The 17,960-nt window shown below is 57.3% G+C and carries 19 protein-coding genes and 2 tRNA genes; 19 read left to right on the top strand and 2 right to left on the bottom strand.

The annotated features are described in order from the left end of the window. Positions 1–9 precede the first annotated feature (9 nt). From AC2FH6_RS09350 to AC2FH6_RS09340, 3 genes are read left to right on the top strand one after another with little or no spacing between them, the layout of a single operon-like run. A complete protein-coding gene (locus AC2FH6_RS09350; RefSeq protein ID WP_142637921.1) occupies positions 10–897 on the top strand; it encodes a cyanophycinase in 888 nt (295 codons plus the stop codon). Between the two features lie 22 nt (positions 898–919). After that, positions 920–3,715 (top strand): cyanophycin synthetase, encoded by a 2,796-nt coding sequence (gene cphA / locus AC2FH6_RS09345; RefSeq protein ID WP_496702229.1) that lies wholly within the window; start codon positions 920–922, stop codon positions 3,713–3,715. Between the two features lie 14 nt (positions 3,716–3,729). Next, a complete protein-coding gene (locus AC2FH6_RS09340; protein WP_496702227.1) occupies positions 3,730–5,466 on the top strand; it encodes a Mur ligase family protein in 1,737 nt (578 codons plus the stop codon). Positions 5,467–5,765: 299 nt separating this feature from the next. Here the strand turns inward: AC2FH6_RS09340 and AC2FH6_RS09335 are convergent, their stop codons facing one another. Both AC2FH6_RS09335 and AC2FH6_RS09330 read right to left on the bottom strand, forming a co-directional pair. After that, positions 5,766–6,734 (bottom strand): NAD(P)-dependent oxidoreductase, encoded by a 969-nt coding sequence (locus AC2FH6_RS09335; protein WP_496702225.1) that lies wholly within the window; start codon positions 6,732–6,734, stop codon positions 5,766–5,768. A gap of 646 nt (positions 6,735–7,380) precedes the next feature. Beyond that, positions 7,381–7,455 (bottom strand) — tRNA-Thr (locus AC2FH6_RS09330). 229 nt (positions 7,456–7,684) lie between these two features. On the opposite strand from AC2FH6_RS09330, the gene AC2FH6_RS09325 reads away from it, so the two are divergent. The 16 genes from AC2FH6_RS09325 to AC2FH6_RS09250 all read left to right on the top strand — a co-directional run bounded on the left by AC2FH6_RS09325 (position 7,685) and on the right by AC2FH6_RS09250 (position 17,888). Next, a complete protein-coding gene (locus AC2FH6_RS09325) occupies positions 7,685–7,840 on the top strand; it encodes a hypothetical protein (protein ID WP_496696796.1) in 156 nt (51 codons plus the stop codon). A 6-nt stretch (positions 7,841–7,846) separates the two neighbouring features. Continuing rightward, on the top strand, positions 7,847–9,115 hold the full coding sequence (gene murA / locus AC2FH6_RS09320) for a UDP-N-acetylglucosamine 1-carboxyvinyltransferase (protein ID WP_281973612.1): 1,269 nt from the start codon (positions 7,847–7,849) through the stop codon (positions 9,113–9,115). After that, positions 9,112–9,588, top strand: coding sequence for a DUF2948 family protein (locus AC2FH6_RS09315; protein WP_281973613.1), 477 nt, complete (start codon positions 9,112–9,114; stop codon positions 9,586–9,588). The genes murA and AC2FH6_RS09315 overlap by 4 nt, the downstream gene beginning before the upstream one ends. Beyond that, the gene (locus AC2FH6_RS09310) at positions 9,578–10,099 is read left to right on the top strand and encodes a GNAT family N-acetyltransferase (RefSeq protein WP_496701179.1); all 522 of its coding nucleotides are present in this window, start codon (positions 9,578–9,580) and stop codon (positions 10,097–10,099) included. Before AC2FH6_RS09315 ends, AC2FH6_RS09310 begins: the two co-directional genes overlap by 11 nt. 60 nt (positions 10,100–10,159) lie before the next feature. Further along, on the top strand, positions 10,160–11,461 hold the full coding sequence (gene hisD / locus AC2FH6_RS09305; RefSeq protein ID WP_496701177.1) for a histidinol dehydrogenase: 1,302 nt from the start codon (positions 10,160–10,162) through the stop codon (positions 11,459–11,461). A gap of 120 nt (positions 11,462–11,581) precedes the next feature. After that, positions 11,582–12,379 (top strand): hypothetical protein, encoded by a 798-nt coding sequence (locus AC2FH6_RS09300; protein ID WP_496702222.1) that lies wholly within the window; start codon positions 11,582–11,584, stop codon positions 12,377–12,379. 86 nt (positions 12,380–12,465) lie between these two features. Further along, entirely contained in the window at positions 12,466–12,945 is a 480-nt protein-coding gene (locus AC2FH6_RS09295; protein ID WP_142639020.1) for a UPF0262 family protein, read from the top strand. A 3-nt stretch (positions 12,946–12,948) separates the two neighbouring features. Next, positions 12,949–13,401: an arsenate-mycothiol transferase ArsC gene (locus tag AC2FH6_RS09290; RefSeq protein WP_142639018.1), complete on the top strand. Its 453-nt coding sequence runs from the start codon at positions 12,949–12,951 to the stop codon at positions 13,399–13,401. A 2-nt stretch (positions 13,402–13,403) separates the two neighbouring features. Next, a complete protein-coding gene (locus AC2FH6_RS09285; protein WP_496702220.1) occupies positions 13,404–13,802 on the top strand; it encodes a ketosteroid isomerase-related protein in 399 nt (132 codons plus the stop codon). Continuing rightward, positions 13,795–14,394 (top strand): GNAT family N-acetyltransferase, encoded by a 600-nt coding sequence (locus AC2FH6_RS09280; RefSeq protein ID WP_496702218.1) that lies wholly within the window; start codon positions 13,795–13,797, stop codon positions 14,392–14,394. Before AC2FH6_RS09285 ends, AC2FH6_RS09280 begins: the two co-directional genes overlap by 8 nt. Before the next feature lie 367 nt (positions 14,395–14,761). Then, positions 14,762–15,637, top strand: coding sequence for a carbon-nitrogen hydrolase family protein (locus tag AC2FH6_RS09275; RefSeq protein ID WP_496702216.1), 876 nt, complete (start codon positions 14,762–14,764; stop codon positions 15,635–15,637). A gap of 91 nt (positions 15,638–15,728) precedes the next feature. Further along, entirely contained in the window at positions 15,729–15,947 is a 219-nt protein-coding gene (gene infA / locus AC2FH6_RS09270) for a translation initiation factor IF-1 (RefSeq protein ID WP_005978431.1), read from the top strand. Between the two features lie 10 nt (positions 15,948–15,957). Further along, on the top strand, positions 15,958–16,536 hold the full coding sequence (locus AC2FH6_RS09265) for a Maf family protein (protein WP_496692242.1): 579 nt from the start codon (positions 15,958–15,960) through the stop codon (positions 16,534–16,536). Beyond that, positions 16,533–17,555 (top strand): ribonuclease E/G, encoded by a 1,023-nt coding sequence (locus AC2FH6_RS09260; protein ID WP_142639006.1) that lies wholly within the window; start codon positions 16,533–16,535, stop codon positions 17,553–17,555. Before AC2FH6_RS09265 ends, AC2FH6_RS09260 begins: the two co-directional genes overlap by 4 nt. Continuing rightward, positions 17,552–17,734 carry a DNA gyrase inhibitor YacG gene (locus AC2FH6_RS09255; protein ID WP_496701171.1) on the top strand — a complete coding sequence of 61 codons (183 nt, stop codon included), beginning with the start codon at positions 17,552–17,554 and terminating at the stop codon, positions 17,732–17,734. The genes AC2FH6_RS09260 and AC2FH6_RS09255 overlap by 4 nt, the downstream gene beginning before the upstream one ends. A 79-nt stretch (positions 17,735–17,813) precedes the next feature. Further along, positions 17,814–17,888 (top strand) — tRNA-Phe (locus AC2FH6_RS09250). Positions 17,889–17,960 lie beyond the last annotated feature (72 nt).

The raw sequence follows: 17,960 nt of genomic DNA, 5'->3' as shown, positions 1-17,960 counted from the left end.
AGTTAAGATATGTGCCCTGCACCCATTGATGCAGAGACCCCGCGCGGGTTCATCATCCCGATCGGCGGTGGCGAAGACCGCGTCAAGGAAATGCAGATTCACCGCAAATTCGTGGAGCTGTCCGGCGGCGGCGATGCGGATATTGTCGTGATCCCGACAGCCTCGATGCTGGAAGAAACAGGGCCGGATTATAACCGCATTTTCTCTGAGCTTGGAGCGGGTCAGGTTGAGTTCCTGCCCATCTCGCGCCGCGCCGATTGCGACAATCCCGACTATGCCGAGATGTTGGACCGCGCCACTGGGATATTCATGACCGGCGGGAACCAGCTTCGGTTGTCGGCGATTCTGGGTGGCACGCTTGTTGCTCAGAAAATCCGGCGCCGGAATGCGGCGGGGATACCGATTGCGGGAACCTCAGCCGGGGCGTCGGTCATGTCCGAGCATATGGTTGCAGGCGGCAGCAGCAATTCGGCCCCGGCTGAAGGCAATATCACTCTGGCCCCGGGCATGGGTTTGACCAATGCGGTCATCATTGACCAGCATTTCACGCAGCGTAACCGCCTGGGGCGCCTGTTAACCGCCTCATCTTTCAACCCTTTCCTGATCGGGCTGGGCGTTGACGAAGACACGGCGGCCTTCATTGGGCCCGATAACGTCCTTGAGGTAGTGGGCAGCGGAACGGTCACTGTGGTGGATGCCAGCCATCTGACGCATTCATCGATGTGGGATGCCCGTCGCGGAGAGGCGTTGAGCCTTCTGGGACTTCGGCTTGACGTTCTGGGCGAAGGGTGCCGTTATGATCTGACGGCTCGCCAGGCGTTTCCGCCGGATGAGCATATGGCGTTCTGTACATTGCCGGACCTGTCCGGGGACGAGGGCGCCGGCGGGGGAAAATAAAAACTAACCAACAGGGTGCCTCATGAAAATAATTTCGACCAACGTCTTTGTCGGCCCGAATGTTTGGGCAAGTTTTCCGGTTATTCGCCACGTTATCGATCTGGGTATTCTGGAAGAATGGCCTTCGGCAAAGATTGGTTCGGAATTTATCGACGCTCTGGTCGCGGCACTTCCCGGTTTGACAGAACATGGCTGTTCCTATCGCGAACCCGGCGGGTTCATCCGCCGCCTGCGCGAAGATGAAGGCACCTGGCTGGGTCATGTGCTGGAACATTGCGCTATCGAGGTGCAGAACGTAGCTGGTACGGATGTGACTTTTGGCCGAACGCGCGGCACTGGCGAACCCGGCCAGTACAACATGGTCTATGAGTACCGCCAGCGCGATGTCGGACTGGATGCGGGCAAGCTGGCGATGCGTCTGCTAATGCATCTGTTGCCACACTCCCTCAAGGACCAGGTGGATTACGATTTTGATCCGGATTTCAACTGGGATGATGAGTTACGCAGCTTTGTGCTGCGGGCGCAGCGCAAAGAATTTGGCCCCTCGACCGGCTCGTTGGTCAAGGCGGCACAAGAGCGGGACATTCCGTGGATCAGGCTGAACTCTGGCTCGCTGGTGCAGTTCGGACACGGGAAGTATCAGAAACGCATCCAGGCTACCATCACTTCTGAGACCAAACATATCTCGGTCGAGATTTCCTGCGACAAGGAAGATACCCACAATCTGCTGAACGATCTGGGTCTGCCGGTACCACAGCAGCGCATGGTCTATTCGGCACGCGAGGCGGCAAAAGCAGCGGGACGTATCGGGTTTCCTGTTGTCGTCAAGCCGCTCGACGCCAATCATGGGCGCGGTGTTTCGATCAATCTGAATTCAGAGTCCGAGGTCGAGGCCGGTTTTGCCGAAGCCAAGGAACATTCTCGGAGCAGGGCCATTCTAGTGGAAAGCTTCATCACCGGTTTTGACCACCGAATGCTGGTTGTGAACAACAAACTGGTTGCGGTGGCCAAGCGTGTCCCCGGACATGTCGTTGGCGACGGCACACACACGATTGCCGAACTGGTTGACATCGTGAACCAGGATCCGCGCCGTGGCATCGGACACGAGAAAGTGCTGACCATGTTGGAAATCGACAATCAGGCCAAACGCCTGATGGAGAATGCGGGCGTGACCGAAGAAACGGTGCTGTCGGAAGGCGAGATCTTCTATCTCCGTTCAACGGCAAATCTGTCGACGGGGGGGACAGCGATTGATCTGACGGATGTGGTGCATCCTGACAATCGTGACATGGCCGAACGCGCCATCATGGCGGTTGGATTGGATGTGGGAGGTGTGGATTTTCTGATCGACGACATCACCAAATCCTACAAGGATATCGGCGGTGCTATCGTCGAGGTGAACGCCGCCCCGGGCTTTCGGATGCACGTGGCGCCGTCCGAAGGTCAGCCCCGCGACGTGGCGGGCAGAGTGATCGACATGTTGTTCCCCGCCAATGAGGAAACCCGCATACCGATTGCGGCGATCACAGGTACCAACGGCAAGACAACGACCTCGCGGATGCTGGGTCACATCATGAAAACCAGCGGCAAGACCGTTGGGATGACCTCGACCGATGGCGTCTATGTGGACGGTAAACTAAGCGTCAAGGGCGACATGACGGGACCGAAATCCGCACAGATCGTCCTGCGTGATCCGGCGGTCGATTTCGCGGTGATGGAAACCGCACGCGGCGGGCTAGTGCGGTCCGGTCTGGGCTATCAGCGGTCGAACGTGGCGGCGTGTCTGAATGTATCGGCCGATCATCTGGGTCTCGGCGGCATAAACACGGTCGAGGAGCTGGCCGTTGTCAAGCGCGTGGTGGTTGAAAGCGCTGTGGATACTGCAGTGCTGAATGCCGATGACATCAACTGTCTGAAAATGGCCGACTACGCCGGAGCGGATCAGATTTTCTATGTCACGACCAATCCAGCGCACAGTTTGGTCAAGGAACATATCAAGGCCGGCGGCAAGGCTATCGTGCTTGAAAAAGGCATGAATGGTGACATGCTGACCATCTATGACAACGGGCTTCATATCCCGGTTCTGTGGTCGCATCTGATCCCGGCGACGTTGGAAGGCAAGGCGATTTTCAACGTCCAGAATGCGATGTTCGCCGCCGCGATGGCCTATAGTTTCGGCGTGGATCTGGATAATATCCGTCATGGGCTGCGCACCTTCGACACCAGCTATTTCCAGGCACCTGGACGGATGAATGTCTATGACGAACATCCCTTCAAGGTGATCCTCGATTATGGCCATAACCCCGCCGCGCTGAAAGCGATGGCGGCGCTGGCCGATCAGTTAGAGATCAAGGGCCGCAGGCTGTGCGTTGTAGCGATGCCTGGCGACCGGCGCGACGAAGATATTGTCGATGGGGCCGCCGCCCTAGCCGGACATTTTGATCATTTCATCTGCAAGGCAGATGACCGCCGTCGCGGACGCGGGCATGACGAGGTGCCGCAGATGATGCGTCAAGCCCTGATCGACAACGGCGTGGATGCCGCAGCCATCACGGTCATCCCCGACGAGGTCGAAGCGGTCAGTGCCGCGTTGGAGCAGGCCGGACAGGGCGATCTCTTGGTGATCTTTGGTGATGACACAACGCGCTGCTGGAAACAGATCATCTATTTCAATTCTGATGGCGAAGAACCCGAGGTCGCACCTGTGGCAGCCCCCGCAGAAACCTCGTTCGAAGATATGTTCGAAGGCGACCAGAACCTGATCCGGGATGAGCGTGGCGTGCGTCTTGCCCGTGAAATCAGCGAAGACGCGGATTGAGCGGAGGCACCGGAATGGACCGGATCGAAGAGCTTGAGACCGCGCTGACAATAGAAAGCGCGACCGTCGACCATATTCAGGTGGATGACGCCCGGCGTCTGACCGGGCCGGGTCTGTTGTGGGATCGACCCGGTGCGGTAATGGACGTTTTTTTCACCGAAATTGATGCCACGCAGGTCACCGCCCTGTGGGAGAACCACGCGCGTCGTGTGCTGGATGCGCTTGGCTGGCAGGATCAGGATCTGACCCATCGCATCTTTACCGGTGGCGTCAATTTGGCGATCTCGGCGCCAATGGATCAACTCTATTCCTCGATCTTCGCTGCGCAAACCGCCTGGCATTTCTGTGCCGCTGACCTGCTGGCATCCGAGCCCGGAGATTTCGATCAGATGGTTGCGGATGTCAAAGGCGTCATGGAAATGGAAGCCAATCCCGCACTGATCGCCTTGATCGCCGCGGCTGAGGCGCATGGCGTGGATATCCTTTGCGATGATGACGAGGTGTCGATCGGGCATGGTACAGGCAGTCAGACTTGGCCTGTTGATGGGCTGCCCACCCCGGGTGAGGTGGACTGGTCTGCGCTGCATGATATCCCGGTCGCGTTCATCACCGGAACCAACGGCAAGACCACTACGACCCGGCTGCTTGAGGCTATCGCACGCGCTTCGGGCAAGGTCGCTGGGCTAACCTCGACCGAGTTTGTCCGCGTGGGCGATGATATACTGGACCGTGGCGATTACTCGGGCCCCGGCGGCGGGCGGATGTTGCTGCGCGATAAAAGGCTGGAGGTTGCCTGTCTTGAAGTCGCCCGTGGGGGCATCCTGCGCCGGGGTCTGCCGACCCGCGCCGCCACGGCGGCGGCTGTCACCAATGTAGCCAACGACCATCTGGGCCAATACGGGGTCAACACGGTTCCGGAACTGGCCCAGGCCAAATTCGCCGTACATCGAACATTGGCCGAAGGGGGCGTGCTGGCCCTGAATGCCGATGACGACTTTGTCCGTGCCGAGGCGGAGAATACCTCGGCGAATATCTGGTGGTTTTCGCTGGACGCGCAGAACGACCTGATCCGCCAGGCGCGCGATTCAGACAGGTGCTGCGCCTATATACGGCAGGGAGATATCGTCTTTTTCGACGGCACAGCGGAACAGGTGGCGATCGCAGTTTCCGATGTCCCCCTGACCATGGGCGGCGCAGCGAAGTACAATATCCTGAACGCGCTGGCGGCCTTGTGCCTGGCTTTGGCGCTGGATTTGCCCGTTCAGGCGGCTCGGGATGGGTTGGCCGGGTTCAAACCAGACGCCAAGGATAATCCAGGCCGTTGCAACGAGTTCCGATACAACGGGGCACGGGTCTTTGTGGATTTTGCACATAACCCGCATTCGATTTCCGCCGTTTGCGATGCACTGTCGAGCTTGCCAGCAAAACGGCGTTTCATCATGCTCAGCCATGCGGGGGACAGATCGGATCAGGATATCCGGGACGTAACCGCGACAGCGCTGAATTTCCAACCCGACGTGGTCGTCGCAACCGAGTTGGAAGGGTATCTAAGAGGCCGCGAGTCGGGGGAAGTTTCTGATCTGATCGAAAGGACAGCGTTGGAACATGGGTATGGTGCAGAACAAATACTCAGAGCCGCTTCGCCCAAACAAGCCGCCTCAATGATACTCGAAAAGCTACAACCGGATGATATCGCTTTGCTGCTGGTTCTGTCCGATCGTGACGCTGTTCTCGCTATGCTCGACGGGTGAGAACGGGCGTGTGTCGGGATCACAGAGAGGGCGTGTTAGGAAATGAGTTTTGGGCTGTCGGCAGTCCGCATCCGACGCCCTCACCCAATGTCAATACGGCCCTTTCGGACCTTCGTCCCTATCGTATATCCGCCTCATCCTCGGATTTTTTGCTCTGCGCATTGCATCATACAGTCCCGCAATTCGAGGCCGAGTTAGCTGGTGCGACGCCGTTCAAAGGGCATTGAGCCCCTGATCATTGGCCGTTGGGGCAGGTATGATACCTGCCCTCAACTTGCTCGTGGCTGCCGAAACGGGCTCTAGCTGCCGGCTGAGACGTGCGACGAACCCTGCGGGATCACCTCGTATCCAGGCTCTTCTGGTTCGTCATCCGCCATTTCCGCAGGGAAGCCGGGGGCAAGGATGGAAAGACCGGTGGCGTCCTCTAACCGACGGATAATGTTGGGCGATAGCTCGCGATCGCCATAGCGTGCAATGCCGTCGTCAAAAATCTGGCAAATCAAGGGAGAGACTTCCAGCGGCACATTGTTTCGTTCGGCAATACTCTGGAACAGGCCCACATCTTTTTTCACCAGATCCATGGTGAATGAGATATCGCGCGAACCGTTCAGGATTACCTGGCTTTCGGTAACATGGGAAAAGCTGTTACCGGACGAAATTTTGATCGCCTCGTAGGCTGTGTTCAGGTCCATACCTGCAGCCTTCGCCGTCACCAACGCTTCGGCATTGGCGACCAGATGGACGGTGGCCAGATAATTGGTAAGTACCTTGAGCATCGAGGCGCTGCCAAGCTCACCGGTATGCAGGATACGGCGTCCCATTGTCTTCAGTAACGGCAGAACTCGCTCGAACGTTGAGCGGTCACAGCCCGCAAAGATCGAGATATTTCCAGTGTCGGCGCGGTGGCAACCGCCAGATACCGGGCAATCGACTGCGGCACCACCGGCGGCGATGACGATACCGCCAAGGCGTTCGGCTTCGGCTTGGTCAGTGGTAGACATCTCCAGCCAGATCTTGCCTTCTTTCACCTCTGGCAGCATCTCCTGCATGACAGCGTCCGATGCGGCAGGCGAGGGTAGGCAGGTGATGACGACATCGCAATCACGCATCAATGCTGCGGCATTTTCTGCCAACTTGGCACCCTTGGCCGCCGCCGCTTCCATCAGGTCGCGGTTTAGATCAAGAACCGTCAGGTCGATTCCGTTCCGCAACAGGCTGCCTGAAAGCTTTCCGCCGACATTACCAAGTCCAATGAACCCTACTTTCATCTTCTATTCCTTCCGAGTGTACGAAAAATCCAAACAAACAGATCCGCTAGGTGAGCGGTCGATAAGCGATTCCCGAGAACAAGGTGCCACCGACCCCTTTGTCTGATGAACGACGTTGGAACCTGCAATAACGCCAGGACCGGCCGCGTTTGCCACGAAGTCGAAGCCAAGCGCCGGATTGGCCACGAATGCGGCAATCCTGACTTTCGTCGATGAGACGTCTGGTTTGATCAAGTCCAGATTCCCTGTTCGGATTTGAGACAATTCAAAAACTTGTATCGCGACCTGAGCCGCAAGTGAAAATGATAAAACAGGCTATCTACCACAAAAATTATTTGTCTCTAGATTAGATCAAACCCAATACCCATGGTTGGTTACGCAGCTTCGAGGCAGCGGCCCGACAATTGAACGTTTCGCATATCGATGTCGACCTGTTCAAAGCTTGGCTGCGTGGACAGTTTGCCCCGGATTAGGGATATGCGAGAGATGGTCAGGACAAAACTTGCGGCAGCCTAGCTGTACATGGTCGGCTACGTAGGTCAGCTTCGGTGGAGCCAGTGCGATATTGTCGAAACAAGGCATATCTCAACGTCATTTGCCCACCCGTTTCGGAGCTTCAAAGAAAACCAGAGGTGCAAAGATGAGATGGTGCTGCTGGAGAGAATTGAACTCTCGACCTCTCCCTTACCAAGGGAGTGCTCTACCTCTGAGCTACAGCAGCTTATCCATTTCAAAGCATCAGCACATATGCCCTACTAATGCCCTACTAGTTTTTACCTCGCCCCGCTAACTCACTGTTCGAACACACCAATTTGGAATGGACCTGCCCATTACCAAGGGAGTGCTCTACCTCTGAGCTACAGCAGCGCTGTGGGCGGGTGATTAGACTCAAACGAAACGCGGCGCAAGGGTGTCTGGACGGTTTTTTTCGCCTCCTGTAGAGAAAGGTTATGGCAGATAAAAATACACCTAAAAAACACGGCAGATCCGGCGATGTGCGCGAAGAGCGGCTGAAAGCAGCGCTCAAGGCGAATATGGCGCGGCGTAAGGCGCAGGCTAAGGCGCGGGCAACCCAGAACGGCAAAGCCGACAAAGACGAGGGATAAGAGCAGATGGATTCGATTCTGGTGACAGGCAACGGGCCGCTTAAAGGTCAGATACCGATTGCAGGGGCAAAAAACGCGTGTCTGACGCTGATGCCGGCGACCTTGCTCAGCGAAGAACCGCTGACGCTGACCAATGCGCCTCGGCTGAGCGACATAAAGACGATGACGGCTTTGCTGCAGTCCTTGGGGGCCGAGGTGTCGTCATTGCAGGATGGTCAGGTGATCGCAATGTCCAGCCACGACCTGACCAGTCAGACGGCGGACTATGACATCGTGCGAAAGATGCGCGCGTCAAACCTTGTGCTGGGTCCTTTGCTGGCGCGGTTCGGGCAGGCGGTCGTCTCGCTGCCCGGAGGCTGTGCAATCGGCGCGCGTCCGATGGATCTGCACGTCGAAGGGCTCGAGGCGCTGGGCGCTGAGATTGAGCTTAAGGACGGGTATCTGCATGCCAAAGCTGTGGGCGGGTTGAAAGGTGCCGTGCATGAGATGCGATTTGCATCCGTGGGCGCGACCGAGAACATTGTCATGGCGGCCACGCTGGCCAAAGGCACAACGGTTCTGAAAAACGCGGCGCGCGAACCTGAAATCGTCGATTTGGTTGAGTGTCTGCGGAAGATGGGTGCCCAGATTTCTGGTGAAGGCACGCCGACCATCGAAATTCAGGGCGTAGACCGGTTACATGGTGCCACCCATCAGGTTGTGACTGACCGGATCGAGCTGGGCACCTATATGCTGGCGCCGGCGATCTGTGGTGGAGAAGTCGAACTGTTGGGCGGGCGGATGTCTCTGGTGGAATCATTTGCCGGGAAACTGGATGCGGCGGGCGTGAATGTCTCGGAAACAGCAAACGGTCTTTTGGTCGCCCGCAAGAACGGGCGCGTCAAAGCCGTGGATGTCGTGACCGAGCCGTTCCCGGGTTTTCCGACCGACCTGCAGGCCCAGATGATGGCGCTGATGTGCACGGCCGAAGGTACCTCGGTGCTCGAAGAACGCATTTTCGAGAACCGTTTCATGCACGCCCCCGAATTGGTGCGGATGGGCGCGAATATCGAAGTGCACGGTGGCACGGCAACCGTGACTGGTGTCGAACGTCTGAAGGGCGCACCGGTTATGGCGACAGATCTGCGCGCTTCGGTTTCGCTGATACTGGCGGGGCTGGCTGCTGAAGGTGAAACAACTGTCAGCAGGGTCTATCATCTGGATCGTGGGTATGAGCATGTTGTGCGCAAGCTGGAAGGCGTGGGCGCCAAAATTGAACGGATCAAAGACCAATGACAGACGCAAGTTTCCACGATGGGCGTGAGGCTCCACTGAATCTGGGTGCAGAGGATGGGGATGACCTTCAGGTGATCTCGACTTTAACACAGGATGCGGTGTTCCCCGTATCCGAAATGACCTGGCATCCGTCGCAGCGCCGCTTTGGCCTGTTGCTGAACCGTTTCCGCTGGGAGGACAAGGATGCGGCCACGCGCCGGGGCCGTCCATTCGAAAGGGTGCAGTCTGTGCTGGTGTTCGCTTCCGTTCTAACCGTGGCCAGCCAGGGTATCGACCGTAGCGAGAAGGATTTGGTGATGTCCTTGCTTTCGGTCGATTTTGAACCCGGCGAAGACGGCGCGGGTCAGATTTTGCTGACATTGGCCGGAGATGGCGCGATCCGTCTATCGGTCGAGGCAATAGACGTCACGCTCAAGGATGTAACCCGCCCCTATCAGGCGCCTTCGGGGCAAGCGCCGCATCATGCAGAATAAGCGCGGTATTGCGCAGGCCTTCTCAGAACCACCCGCTGGTCTGATGTTGCGCCGCGCGACCGTGTTTGATGTCTTTGATTTAAGCCGCGTACTGATCCGTTCGATCACGCAGCTGTGCCGGGCGGATCATGGCGATGATCCGCAGGCCATCGCGGAATGGACGGCCAATAAAGACCCGGAGACCATTCGGGGTTGGATCAAGGCCGGAGCGCAGATTTGGCTGGCCGAGCGCGCAGGTCAGGTTGCGGCTGTCGGCGGATTGCGTGAGGGCGGCGAGATCACGCTGCTCTATATCGACCCGGCTCATACCGGTCTTGGGGTGGGAAGCGCGTTGTTGGCCCGGCTGGAACAGGAACTGGCCGCTGCCGGTTGCACCGAGGCACAGCTTGAGGGGACACGGACGGCCCAGGCGTTTTATATCCGGCATGGCTGGAAACCGACTGGCGGCTGCGCGGCGCGCAAAAGCATATCCTGTTTTGAGATGCGCAAATCGCTGCACCCGGTGGACTGAGGGTTGAGGACAGCCCATCCCGGCGATATGACCCGGTGAAACGCCACGGAGTGCCAGATCATGCCCGTTTTTCTAGACACCACGTCGCCCGAGTTTGACGCGGCTTTTCAGACCCTGCTGTCGGCCAAGCGCGAAGACAGCCCGGATGTGGATGCCATCGTCGCGCAGATCATTGACGATGTGCGGGTCCGTGGGGATGAGGCGGTAATCGAACTGACGGCCAAATTCGACCGGTTAGAGCTGACACCGGATACGCTGGCTTTTTCGGCAGAGGAAATCGACGCCGCCATTGCGCTGGTCTCGTACGCGGATCGTCAGGCGCTCGAACTGGCAGCCGAACGCATCCGGGCCTATCACGAGAAACAGATGCCCGCCGATCACCAATGGACGGATGAGGCCGGGGCGACCCTTGGCTGGCGCTGGTCCGCAGTGTCTGCGGCGGGGCTGTATGTGCCGGGAGGGCTGGCCTCGTATCCGTCGTCGGTTCTGATGAACGCGATCCCGGCCAATGTTGCAGGGGTCGAGCGTCTGGCCATCGCCGTGCCCACCCCAGACGGTCAGGCGAACCCTCTGGTCCTTTTGGCCGCGCGCCTGTCAGGCGTGACTACGGTCTATCGCATCGGCGGGGCGCAGGCGATTGCGGCACTGGCCTATGGAACAGATACCATTGCAGCGGTGGACAAGATCACAGGCCCCGGAAACGCCTTTGTCGCCGCGGCCAAGCGCCGTGTCTTTGGCAAGGTCGGCATCGACATGATTGCGGGCCCGTCCGAGATTCTGGTCATTGCCGACAAGGATAACGATCCGGATTGGATCGCGCTGGACCTGCTCAGCCAGGCAGAACATGACGAAAGTGCTCAATCCATTCTGATCACGGATAGCGCCGATTTTGGACGGGCCGTGGCGCAAGCCGTGGAAAAACGTCTTGAAACCCTGCAACGCCGGGCCATAGCCGGGGCCAGTTGGCGCGATTTTGGTGCGGTGATCACTGTGGGCAGTCTGGATGAGGCAGCCTCTCTGTCGAACCGAATTGCCCCGGAACACCTTGAGCTATGCGTCGCAGATCCCGTCGCTCTGAGCGAAAAGACAATTCACGCAGGTGCAATCTTTCTTGGTCAGTACACGCCCGAGGCAATCGGGGACTATGTTGGTGGGCCTAATCACGTCCTACCCACCGCCCGGTCGGCGCGTTTTTCTTCCGGTCTGAGTGTGATGGATTTCCTGAAACGCACGACTCTCAGCCAGATGACACCCGAAGCCCTGCGGGCAATCGGGCCAGCGGCAGAGCAACTTGCGCAGTCGGAAAGCCTCGAGGCGCACGGGCTGTCCGTGACCGCACGGTTGAAACGATTGAACGGTTGATCACCTATGGTCAGAGGGTCACACCTGCAATTACCTCATCCGATTTTCCCCGATAGGGCTTGAAATCAAGGGGCAAATTGCGGCGCTCTTTGTGTGCGACCGGATCTAAAGGAGGTTGATTTGGAACGTGTGGCGACCCTCTGGATCGGTAAGCGCTTTAGCTTTTTGGAACATCTGTGCCTGAAGTCCTTCGCCGATGTCGACCAGAAGCCAATCGTCTATCACTATGGCGATCTTGAAGACATTCCGGATTATATCGAGCCGCGCAATGCCCGCGAAATTTATGATACTCCCGAGATCTACCGCGATCCGATAACCCGATCCGTGGCCGTTCATGCAGATCTTTTCCGTCTGCAGTTGATGCAAAAAACCGACTATATCTGGGCCGATGCGGATGCTTATGCGGTCCGGCCATTCGAGACAAAGAACGGGTATCTTTTTCCGAATGCGAACCTCAAGAAACAACGGATCATGAACGGTGTACTTGCGTTGCCCAGCGACAGTCCGGGGCTGCAAGCCATGTGCAAATATGCTTTTGACAGCGATCTGGTGCCGCCATGGTGGACACAAGAGCATAAGGAAACCTACAGCCAAATGTTCAACGGGTCGACCTATTGGAGCCTGCCAATTTTCAGCTTTGGTCCGCCCATGCTGTTTCACTTTCTTTATGGCACACCAGAGCATGAGATGGCTGTGCACAGGTCGGTCCTCTATCCTATCCCATTGCGATATCGCGGCCTTTGGAATGACCCCGACCTTTCCAAACTGGATTTTCTGAAGTGGGACCAACAGATGTCTGTCCATTTTTTTGGATCCTGGTTCCGAAAGATCTTTCTTGGCCGCCAAATCAACTCTGGTTCACTGGTCGATACGCTGTTGCGCAAACACGGAATAGATCCGTCCGAACACCCGCTTTGACGATTTTCGTCGGACGGCCCGTCACTGCGTTGCCCATTTATTTCCATTGGGATAAGTCTGTCCCGACCTGAACGGACCAAACGACCATGACCCGAATTTCGCACATCGAACTGGATGATAGAAACTTGCCCCCGCCGACACCCGAGATCGAGCAGGAGCGCAAAGTGGCAATCTATGATCTGCTTGAGGATAACGCTTTCGCGCTGCCCAAACGCGATGATCGTGTGGTTCCGGAAGGGCCGTATCATGTGCAACTCTCGATCCGTGACAAGCGTTTGGTCTTCGACATTGCCACCGAAGCCGAAGAAAAAGCGGCCGAGTTCCATCTGTCCCTTGGACCATTCAGGCAGGTGGTCAAGGACTACTTCCAGATCTGTGAAAGCTATTTCGACGCCGTAAAGACTTTGCCGCCCAGCCAGATCGAAACCATCGACATGGCCCGGCGCGGTATCCACAACGAAGGCAGTCGGGTGTTGCAGGAACGGCTGGAAGGCAAGGCCGAAGTTGATTCAGACACAGCCCGTCGCCTGTTTACGTTGATCTGCGTATTGCATTTCGGGGGGTGACGGGTGACGTCTCTGCCGCAGTCCATCTTGTTCTGTTGCGACCACAATTCGGTCCGATCTCCGATGGCCGAAGGCATCATGAAGAAGTTTTATGGCACCGGCACCTATGTGCAATCCGCCGGGGTGCACAACGATCTTGAGATCGATGGCTTTTGCATTTCGGTCTGTCATGAAATCGACGTCGAGCTTTCACGTCACCGGTCCCGGTCGTTTGATGAAATGCAGGAATGGGGCGACGACCTCAGCTCGTTCGATCTGATTGTAGCGCTGTCGCCGGCCAGCCAGCGCCGTGCGCTGGATTTGACGCGGGTTTTTCATCTGGATGTCGATTATTGGCCAATAATGGACCCTACCGGGCTGGGCGAAAGCCGCGAGGAAAAGTTACATCACTACCGACAGACCCGCGATCAGATCATTCAGCATCTGAAGGACCGCTGGGGCGAACCAACGGAGTGACCATGAACGAAACCGTCAAAACCTATTTCGAAGCCTTCAACGCCGGGGACGTAACCGGCATGCTGGCCTGTTTGTCCGACGATGTGGCCCATCATGTGAACGAAGGCCAGATACGAGTGGGCAAAGAGAAATTCGCAGCTTTTTGTGACCACATGAACCGCTGCTATCGCGAGAACCTCACCGATATCGTTGTGTTCGCGGCCGAGGGCGGTACCCGTGCCGCCGCTGAATTCATCGTGAACGGCACCTATCTTGAGACGGATGAAGGCCTGCCCAAAGCACACGGGCAGACCTACCGCCTACCAGCCGGGTCGTTCTTTGACCTGAAGGATGGCAAGATCACGCGGGTCACCACCTATTACAACCTGGCCGACTGGACCAAGCAGGTCTCGAATGGCTGAGGTCACAGGCGTTCGCGCCTTGACCGGGGCGGCGCTTGAGGCAGCTCTGGATGATGTCGCTCGCTTGCGGATCGAGGTGTTTCGGGCTTGGCCGTATCTTTATGACGGCGATCTGGAATACGAGCGGAAATACCTGCAATCCTACCGTGACAGCGACAGAGCCATCGTTGTTGGTGCCTTTGACGGGGATCGTCTGATCGGCGCATCGACCGGCGCCCCGCTAGTCGACCATGCCGCCGATTTCGCGGCGGCCTTCGATGGCTCTGGGCTGGATTTGTCCCAGATCTTCTACTGCGCCGAATCCGTCTTGCTGCCCAACTATCGCGGGCAGGGCGTGGGGCATAGGTTCTTTGACCTGCGCGAAGCCCATGCGCGCAACTTTGGCTTCACCAAATGCGCCTTTTGCGGTGTGCAACGCACGACCGATCACCCGATGCGGCCTGATACCTACCGCCCGCTGGATGCTTTTTGGAGCGCGCGGAAGTATGAGCCGTTGCCTGGCGCTGTTGCGCAGTTTTCGTGGAGGGATATCGGCGAAGAAGGCGAGACGCTGAAGCCGTTGCAGTTTTGGGTCATGGATATCACGGCTTAGATTTTATGGCTGACGTTTGCGCCCAAGAAGGCCGTATTTTACGGCCCAAGCCCTGATTGACCGGCGTTTCCGCCTTTGCTGTCTCGGAGTTGATTTTGATAGCGCTCCACCCGTTCGGTTGAATTCGTACACGTCGATAATCCGTTCGGCGCAACCGCAGGCTTCTCCCATGCCAACCTTTGTGTAATAGAACTTTTCGAAACTTTCCCGGTTTTGCATCGCAACTCTCCTAATCTTATTTAGCCATTTCAGGCTTGAGATGCCAACTCACAATCCCTTGCAGGGCCGGTATATGCGCATATGTTCCTGTACTTTTCAGGGCGCCCTCAACTAGTGTTCGCCAAACCAGCGCAATGAAAGTTACTCCATGAAAGCTGCCACCGCCGCCTATAATCTCGATTGGCTCGATAGCTGGGCGCAGTATGAGGATAAGCTGGCCCATTGGGTCTCAGACGCCGTCGGGCAGGGGGCTGAACTACTGGTTTTCCCTGAATATGGCGCGATGGAATTGTCGACGCTGGACGGGGCCGAAGTAGCGGGTGATCTGGAACGCTCGATCCGTGCTGTTTCAGATCGGATGGGGGACGTGCAGGCCCTGCATTCGCGTCTGGCTCAAGAACATGAGACCTACATCCTGGGCGCATCCGCTCCGGTGATTGACGGGTCAGGCCGTCCGGTAAACCGGGCTGTGCTCTACGCTCCGAACGGGACGTTTGACCATCAGGACAAACAGATCATGACCCGCTTTGAACGCGAAGACTGGGATATCGCGCCGGGCGGACCACTAAAATTGTTTGATACCCCACTTGGAAAAATCGGAATCCTGATCTGCTATGACAGTGAATTCCCCTTGCTGGGCAGAGCCCTAAGTGAGGCGGACATAATCCTGGTTCCCTCATGCACCGAGGCGTTGGCAGGGTACTGGCGTGTCCGCATCGGGGCTATGTCGCGTGCGCTGGAAAACCAATGTGTTACGGTCATGGCGTCTCTGGTGGGCAAAAACGAATGGTCCGATGCGGTGGATATGAATACAGGAACGGGTGGTATTTTTGGTCCACCTGACAAGGGTTTTCCCGCGACCGGAGTGTTAGCAGAGGGTGCGCTGAACCAACCTGGCTGGACCTATGCCGACGTCGACCTGACAACGATCGCCAATGTGCGCCGGGATGGCCATGTGTTGAACCGCGCCCATTGGGACGAGCAGTGCGGTCGAGTCGAAACAGTCACAATATCCTCTCTTTAGGTGAATACGCCCTTGAAATAAGCCCCAAATAGGCTCATTTAGGCGCACATCCCCGTAGATTCTGCGGGTGCAACGTAATTATGGAGACAACATGGCCAAGGAAGATACGCTCGAATTTCCCGGTGTCGTGAAGGAACTCCTGCCTAATGCGACGTTTCGGGTCGAGCTGGAAAACGGCCATGAGATCATCGCACATACGGCAGGCAAGATGCGCAAGAACCGCATCCGTGTTCTGGCTGGCGACAAAGTTCAAGTCGAGATGACCCCCTACGATCTGACCAAAGGTCGGATCAACTATCGCTTTAAGTAACGCCCCACACATGGCGTTTATTCTTGGATCGGGCAGCCCAAGGCGGCTGGACCTGCTGGCGCAGCTTGGCGTACAGCCCGACGCGATCCGTGCCCCTGACATTGACGAAACGCCTTTGAAGGGTGAGTTGCCGGTGCCTTATTGCCACCGGATCACACGCGCCAAAGTGCAAGCAGTTCCCGCCGAAAGCGATGATGTCACGCTGTGTGCTGACACTACGGTTGCGCTGGGTCGGCGCATCTTGGGAAAGCCTGAAGATGCAGGTCAGGCGGCCGAGTTTCTGCACGCTCTGTCTGGACGGCGGCACCGGGTGATTACCTCGGTTGCGGTTCGGCGCGGCGACCGCATATCGCAACGCGATGTGGTGTCTCAGGTCAAGGTCAAGCGCCTGTCGGATGTTGAGATCAATGCCTATCTGGCAACCGGTGACTGGCAAGGCAAAGCCGGTGCATATGCAATCCAGGGGCCTGCAGGGGCGTTCATCCCATGGATTTCCGGCTCATTTACCGGCATCGTGGGACTACCATTATCCGAGACTGCCGCTTTGCTGCAGGGCATCGGCTATCCTTTGTATCGCGAGGCACTATGAAGGGGCGTACCATCGTTTTAGACCACATCAACAACCGCGAGGCAGCGGCGTTGATGGTGGACGGAAAGCTTGACGATTTCCTGATTGCTTCCGAAGCCCCGGCACCCGGTACTATCTACCGGGCGCGGGCGGATCGCCCGGTCAAGGGGCAGGGTGGGATGTTTCTGGCCACGCCGGACGGCCAGGCCTTTTTGCGACAGGTCAAAGGATTGGCCCCCGGAGAGCTCAAGCTGGTCCAGGTGACCGGTTTTGTCGAACCCGGAAAGGCGCTGCCGGTGACGGATCGCGTGCTGTTTAAAAGCCGCTTTGCGATTGTCACACCGGATGCGCCTGGCCTGAATATCTCGCGCAGTATCCGGGATGAGGATGAACGCGACCGCTTGCTGGAAATTGCACATGAGGCGATGGCGGGCAGCGAACACGGGTTGATCCTGCGGTCCTGCTGTCAGGGCGAGAATGCCCAAGAGATTGCTGAAGATATCGGCGTCATGCTGGCTCATGCCGATGCTGTGATGAACGATCCCGGTACCGAGCCTGAGGTTCTGCTCGCAGGTGATGGGCCGCATGTTTTGGCCTGGCGCGACTGGACCGACCCGGCCGAGGTCGTCACCGAGCCCGGCGCCTTTGAGGCGCATGGTGTCTTGGATGCATTGGATCAGGCGGGCGGAATATCAGAACCATTGGCCGGGGGCGGACACATCTATATCCAGCCCACCCGCGCCCTGGTGGCCGTAGATGTAAACACGGGTTCAGACACCTCGATGGCCGCCGGAACCAAGGCCAATTTCGCCTGCGCAAAAGCACTGCCACGTGCATTGCGTGTCCGTGGGTTGGGGGGGCAGATCACGCTCGACCTCGCTCCAATGCCCAAGAAAGACCGGCGCGGTTTCGAAGCCGCTTTGCGATCTGCATTCAAGTCTGATCCGATCGAGACGATTCTGGCAGGATGGACCCCGTTGGGTCACTATGAGTTGCAACGCAAACGCGGCCGGATTTCCCTTGCGGAGGTGCTGAAATGAGCTGTCCGATCTGTCACGAACCAACGGTGTCTCAATTCCGTCCTTTTTGTTCGAAACGCTGTGCAAACATTGATTTGGCCAAGTGGCTGAACGGGTCTTACGCGGTTCCTTCGCAGCGTGAAGAAGACGTTGAACAGGATGTTTCTTCAACTGAAACTGAGATGCCGCGCCCACATTGAAAAAATGTAAAAAAGCCTCTGGACACTGCCAGTAGCAAGTCATAGAACGCCTCCACCCAACGGTAAAAGCCGTATCCGTGCCCGGGTAGCTCAGGGGTAGAGCAGTGGATTGAAAATCCTCGTGTCGGTGGTTCGATTCCGCCCCCGGGCACCATTCCCAACAGGTAAGCTACTGTTTCCCTTCAGCTTTAACTGGAGCTGATCAAGGGCGTAGTACATGCTGGAG

This window comes from Ruegeria sp. CDSC045 (assembly GCF_059610725.1).
This window is presented reverse-complemented; position numbering and strand designations above follow the sequence as displayed.

Excerpts from the sequence above, each read along its gene's own strand:
- AC2FH6_RS09310 (WP_496701179.1), top strand. The coding sequence starts at position 9,578 with ATGCAGAATAAGCGCGGTATTGCGCAGGCCTTCTCAGAACCACCCGCT.
- AC2FH6_RS09280 (WP_496702218.1), top strand. The coding sequence starts at position 13,795 with ATGGCTGAGGTCACAGGCGTTCGCGCCTTGACCGGGGCGGCGCTTGAG.
- AC2FH6_RS09255 (WP_496701171.1), top strand. The coding sequence starts at position 17,552 with ATGAGCTGTCCGATCTGTCACGAACCAACGGTGTCTCAATTCCGTCCT.
- AC2FH6_RS09260 (WP_142639006.1), top strand. The coding sequence starts at position 16,533 with ATGAAGGGGCGTACCATCGTTTTAGACCACATCAACAACCGCGAGGCA.
- infA (WP_005978431.1), top strand. The coding sequence starts at position 15,729 with ATGGCCAAGGAAGATACGCTCGAATTTCCCGGTGTCGTGAAGGAACTC.
- AC2FH6_RS09340 (WP_496702227.1), top strand. The coding sequence starts at position 3,730 with ATGGACCGGATCGAAGAGCTTGAGACCGCGCTGACAATAGAAAGCGCG.
- AC2FH6_RS09325 (WP_496696796.1), top strand. The coding sequence starts at position 7,685 with ATGGCAGATAAAAATACACCTAAAAAACACGGCAGATCCGGCGATGTG.
- AC2FH6_RS09285 (WP_496702220.1), top strand. The coding sequence starts at position 13,404 with ATGAACGAAACCGTCAAAACCTATTTCGAAGCCTTCAACGCCGGGGAC.
- AC2FH6_RS09265 (WP_496692242.1), top strand. The coding sequence starts at position 15,958 with ATGGCGTTTATTCTTGGATCGGGCAGCCCAAGGCGGCTGGACCTGCTG.
- AC2FH6_RS09315 (WP_281973613.1), top strand. The coding sequence starts at position 9,112 with ATGACAGACGCAAGTTTCCACGATGGGCGTGAGGCTCCACTGAATCTG.
- hisD (WP_496701177.1), top strand. The coding sequence starts at position 10,160 with ATGCCCGTTTTTCTAGACACCACGTCGCCCGAGTTTGACGCGGCTTTT.
- AC2FH6_RS09275 (WP_496702216.1), top strand. The coding sequence starts at position 14,762 with ATGAAAGCTGCCACCGCCGCCTATAATCTCGATTGGCTCGATAGCTGG.
- murA (WP_281973612.1), top strand. The coding sequence starts at position 7,847 with ATGGATTCGATTCTGGTGACAGGCAACGGGCCGCTTAAAGGTCAGATA.
- cphA (WP_496702229.1), top strand. The coding sequence starts at position 920 with ATGAAAATAATTTCGACCAACGTCTTTGTCGGCCCGAATGTTTGGGCA.
- AC2FH6_RS09335 (WP_496702225.1), bottom strand. The coding sequence starts at position 6,734 with ATGAAAGTAGGGTTCATTGGACTTGGTAATGTCGGCGGAAAGCTTTCA.
- AC2FH6_RS09350 (WP_142637921.1), top strand. The coding sequence starts at position 10 with ATGTGCCCTGCACCCATTGATGCAGAGACCCCGCGCGGGTTCATCATC.
- AC2FH6_RS09295 (WP_142639020.1), top strand. The coding sequence starts at position 12,466 with ATGACCCGAATTTCGCACATCGAACTGGATGATAGAAACTTGCCCCCG.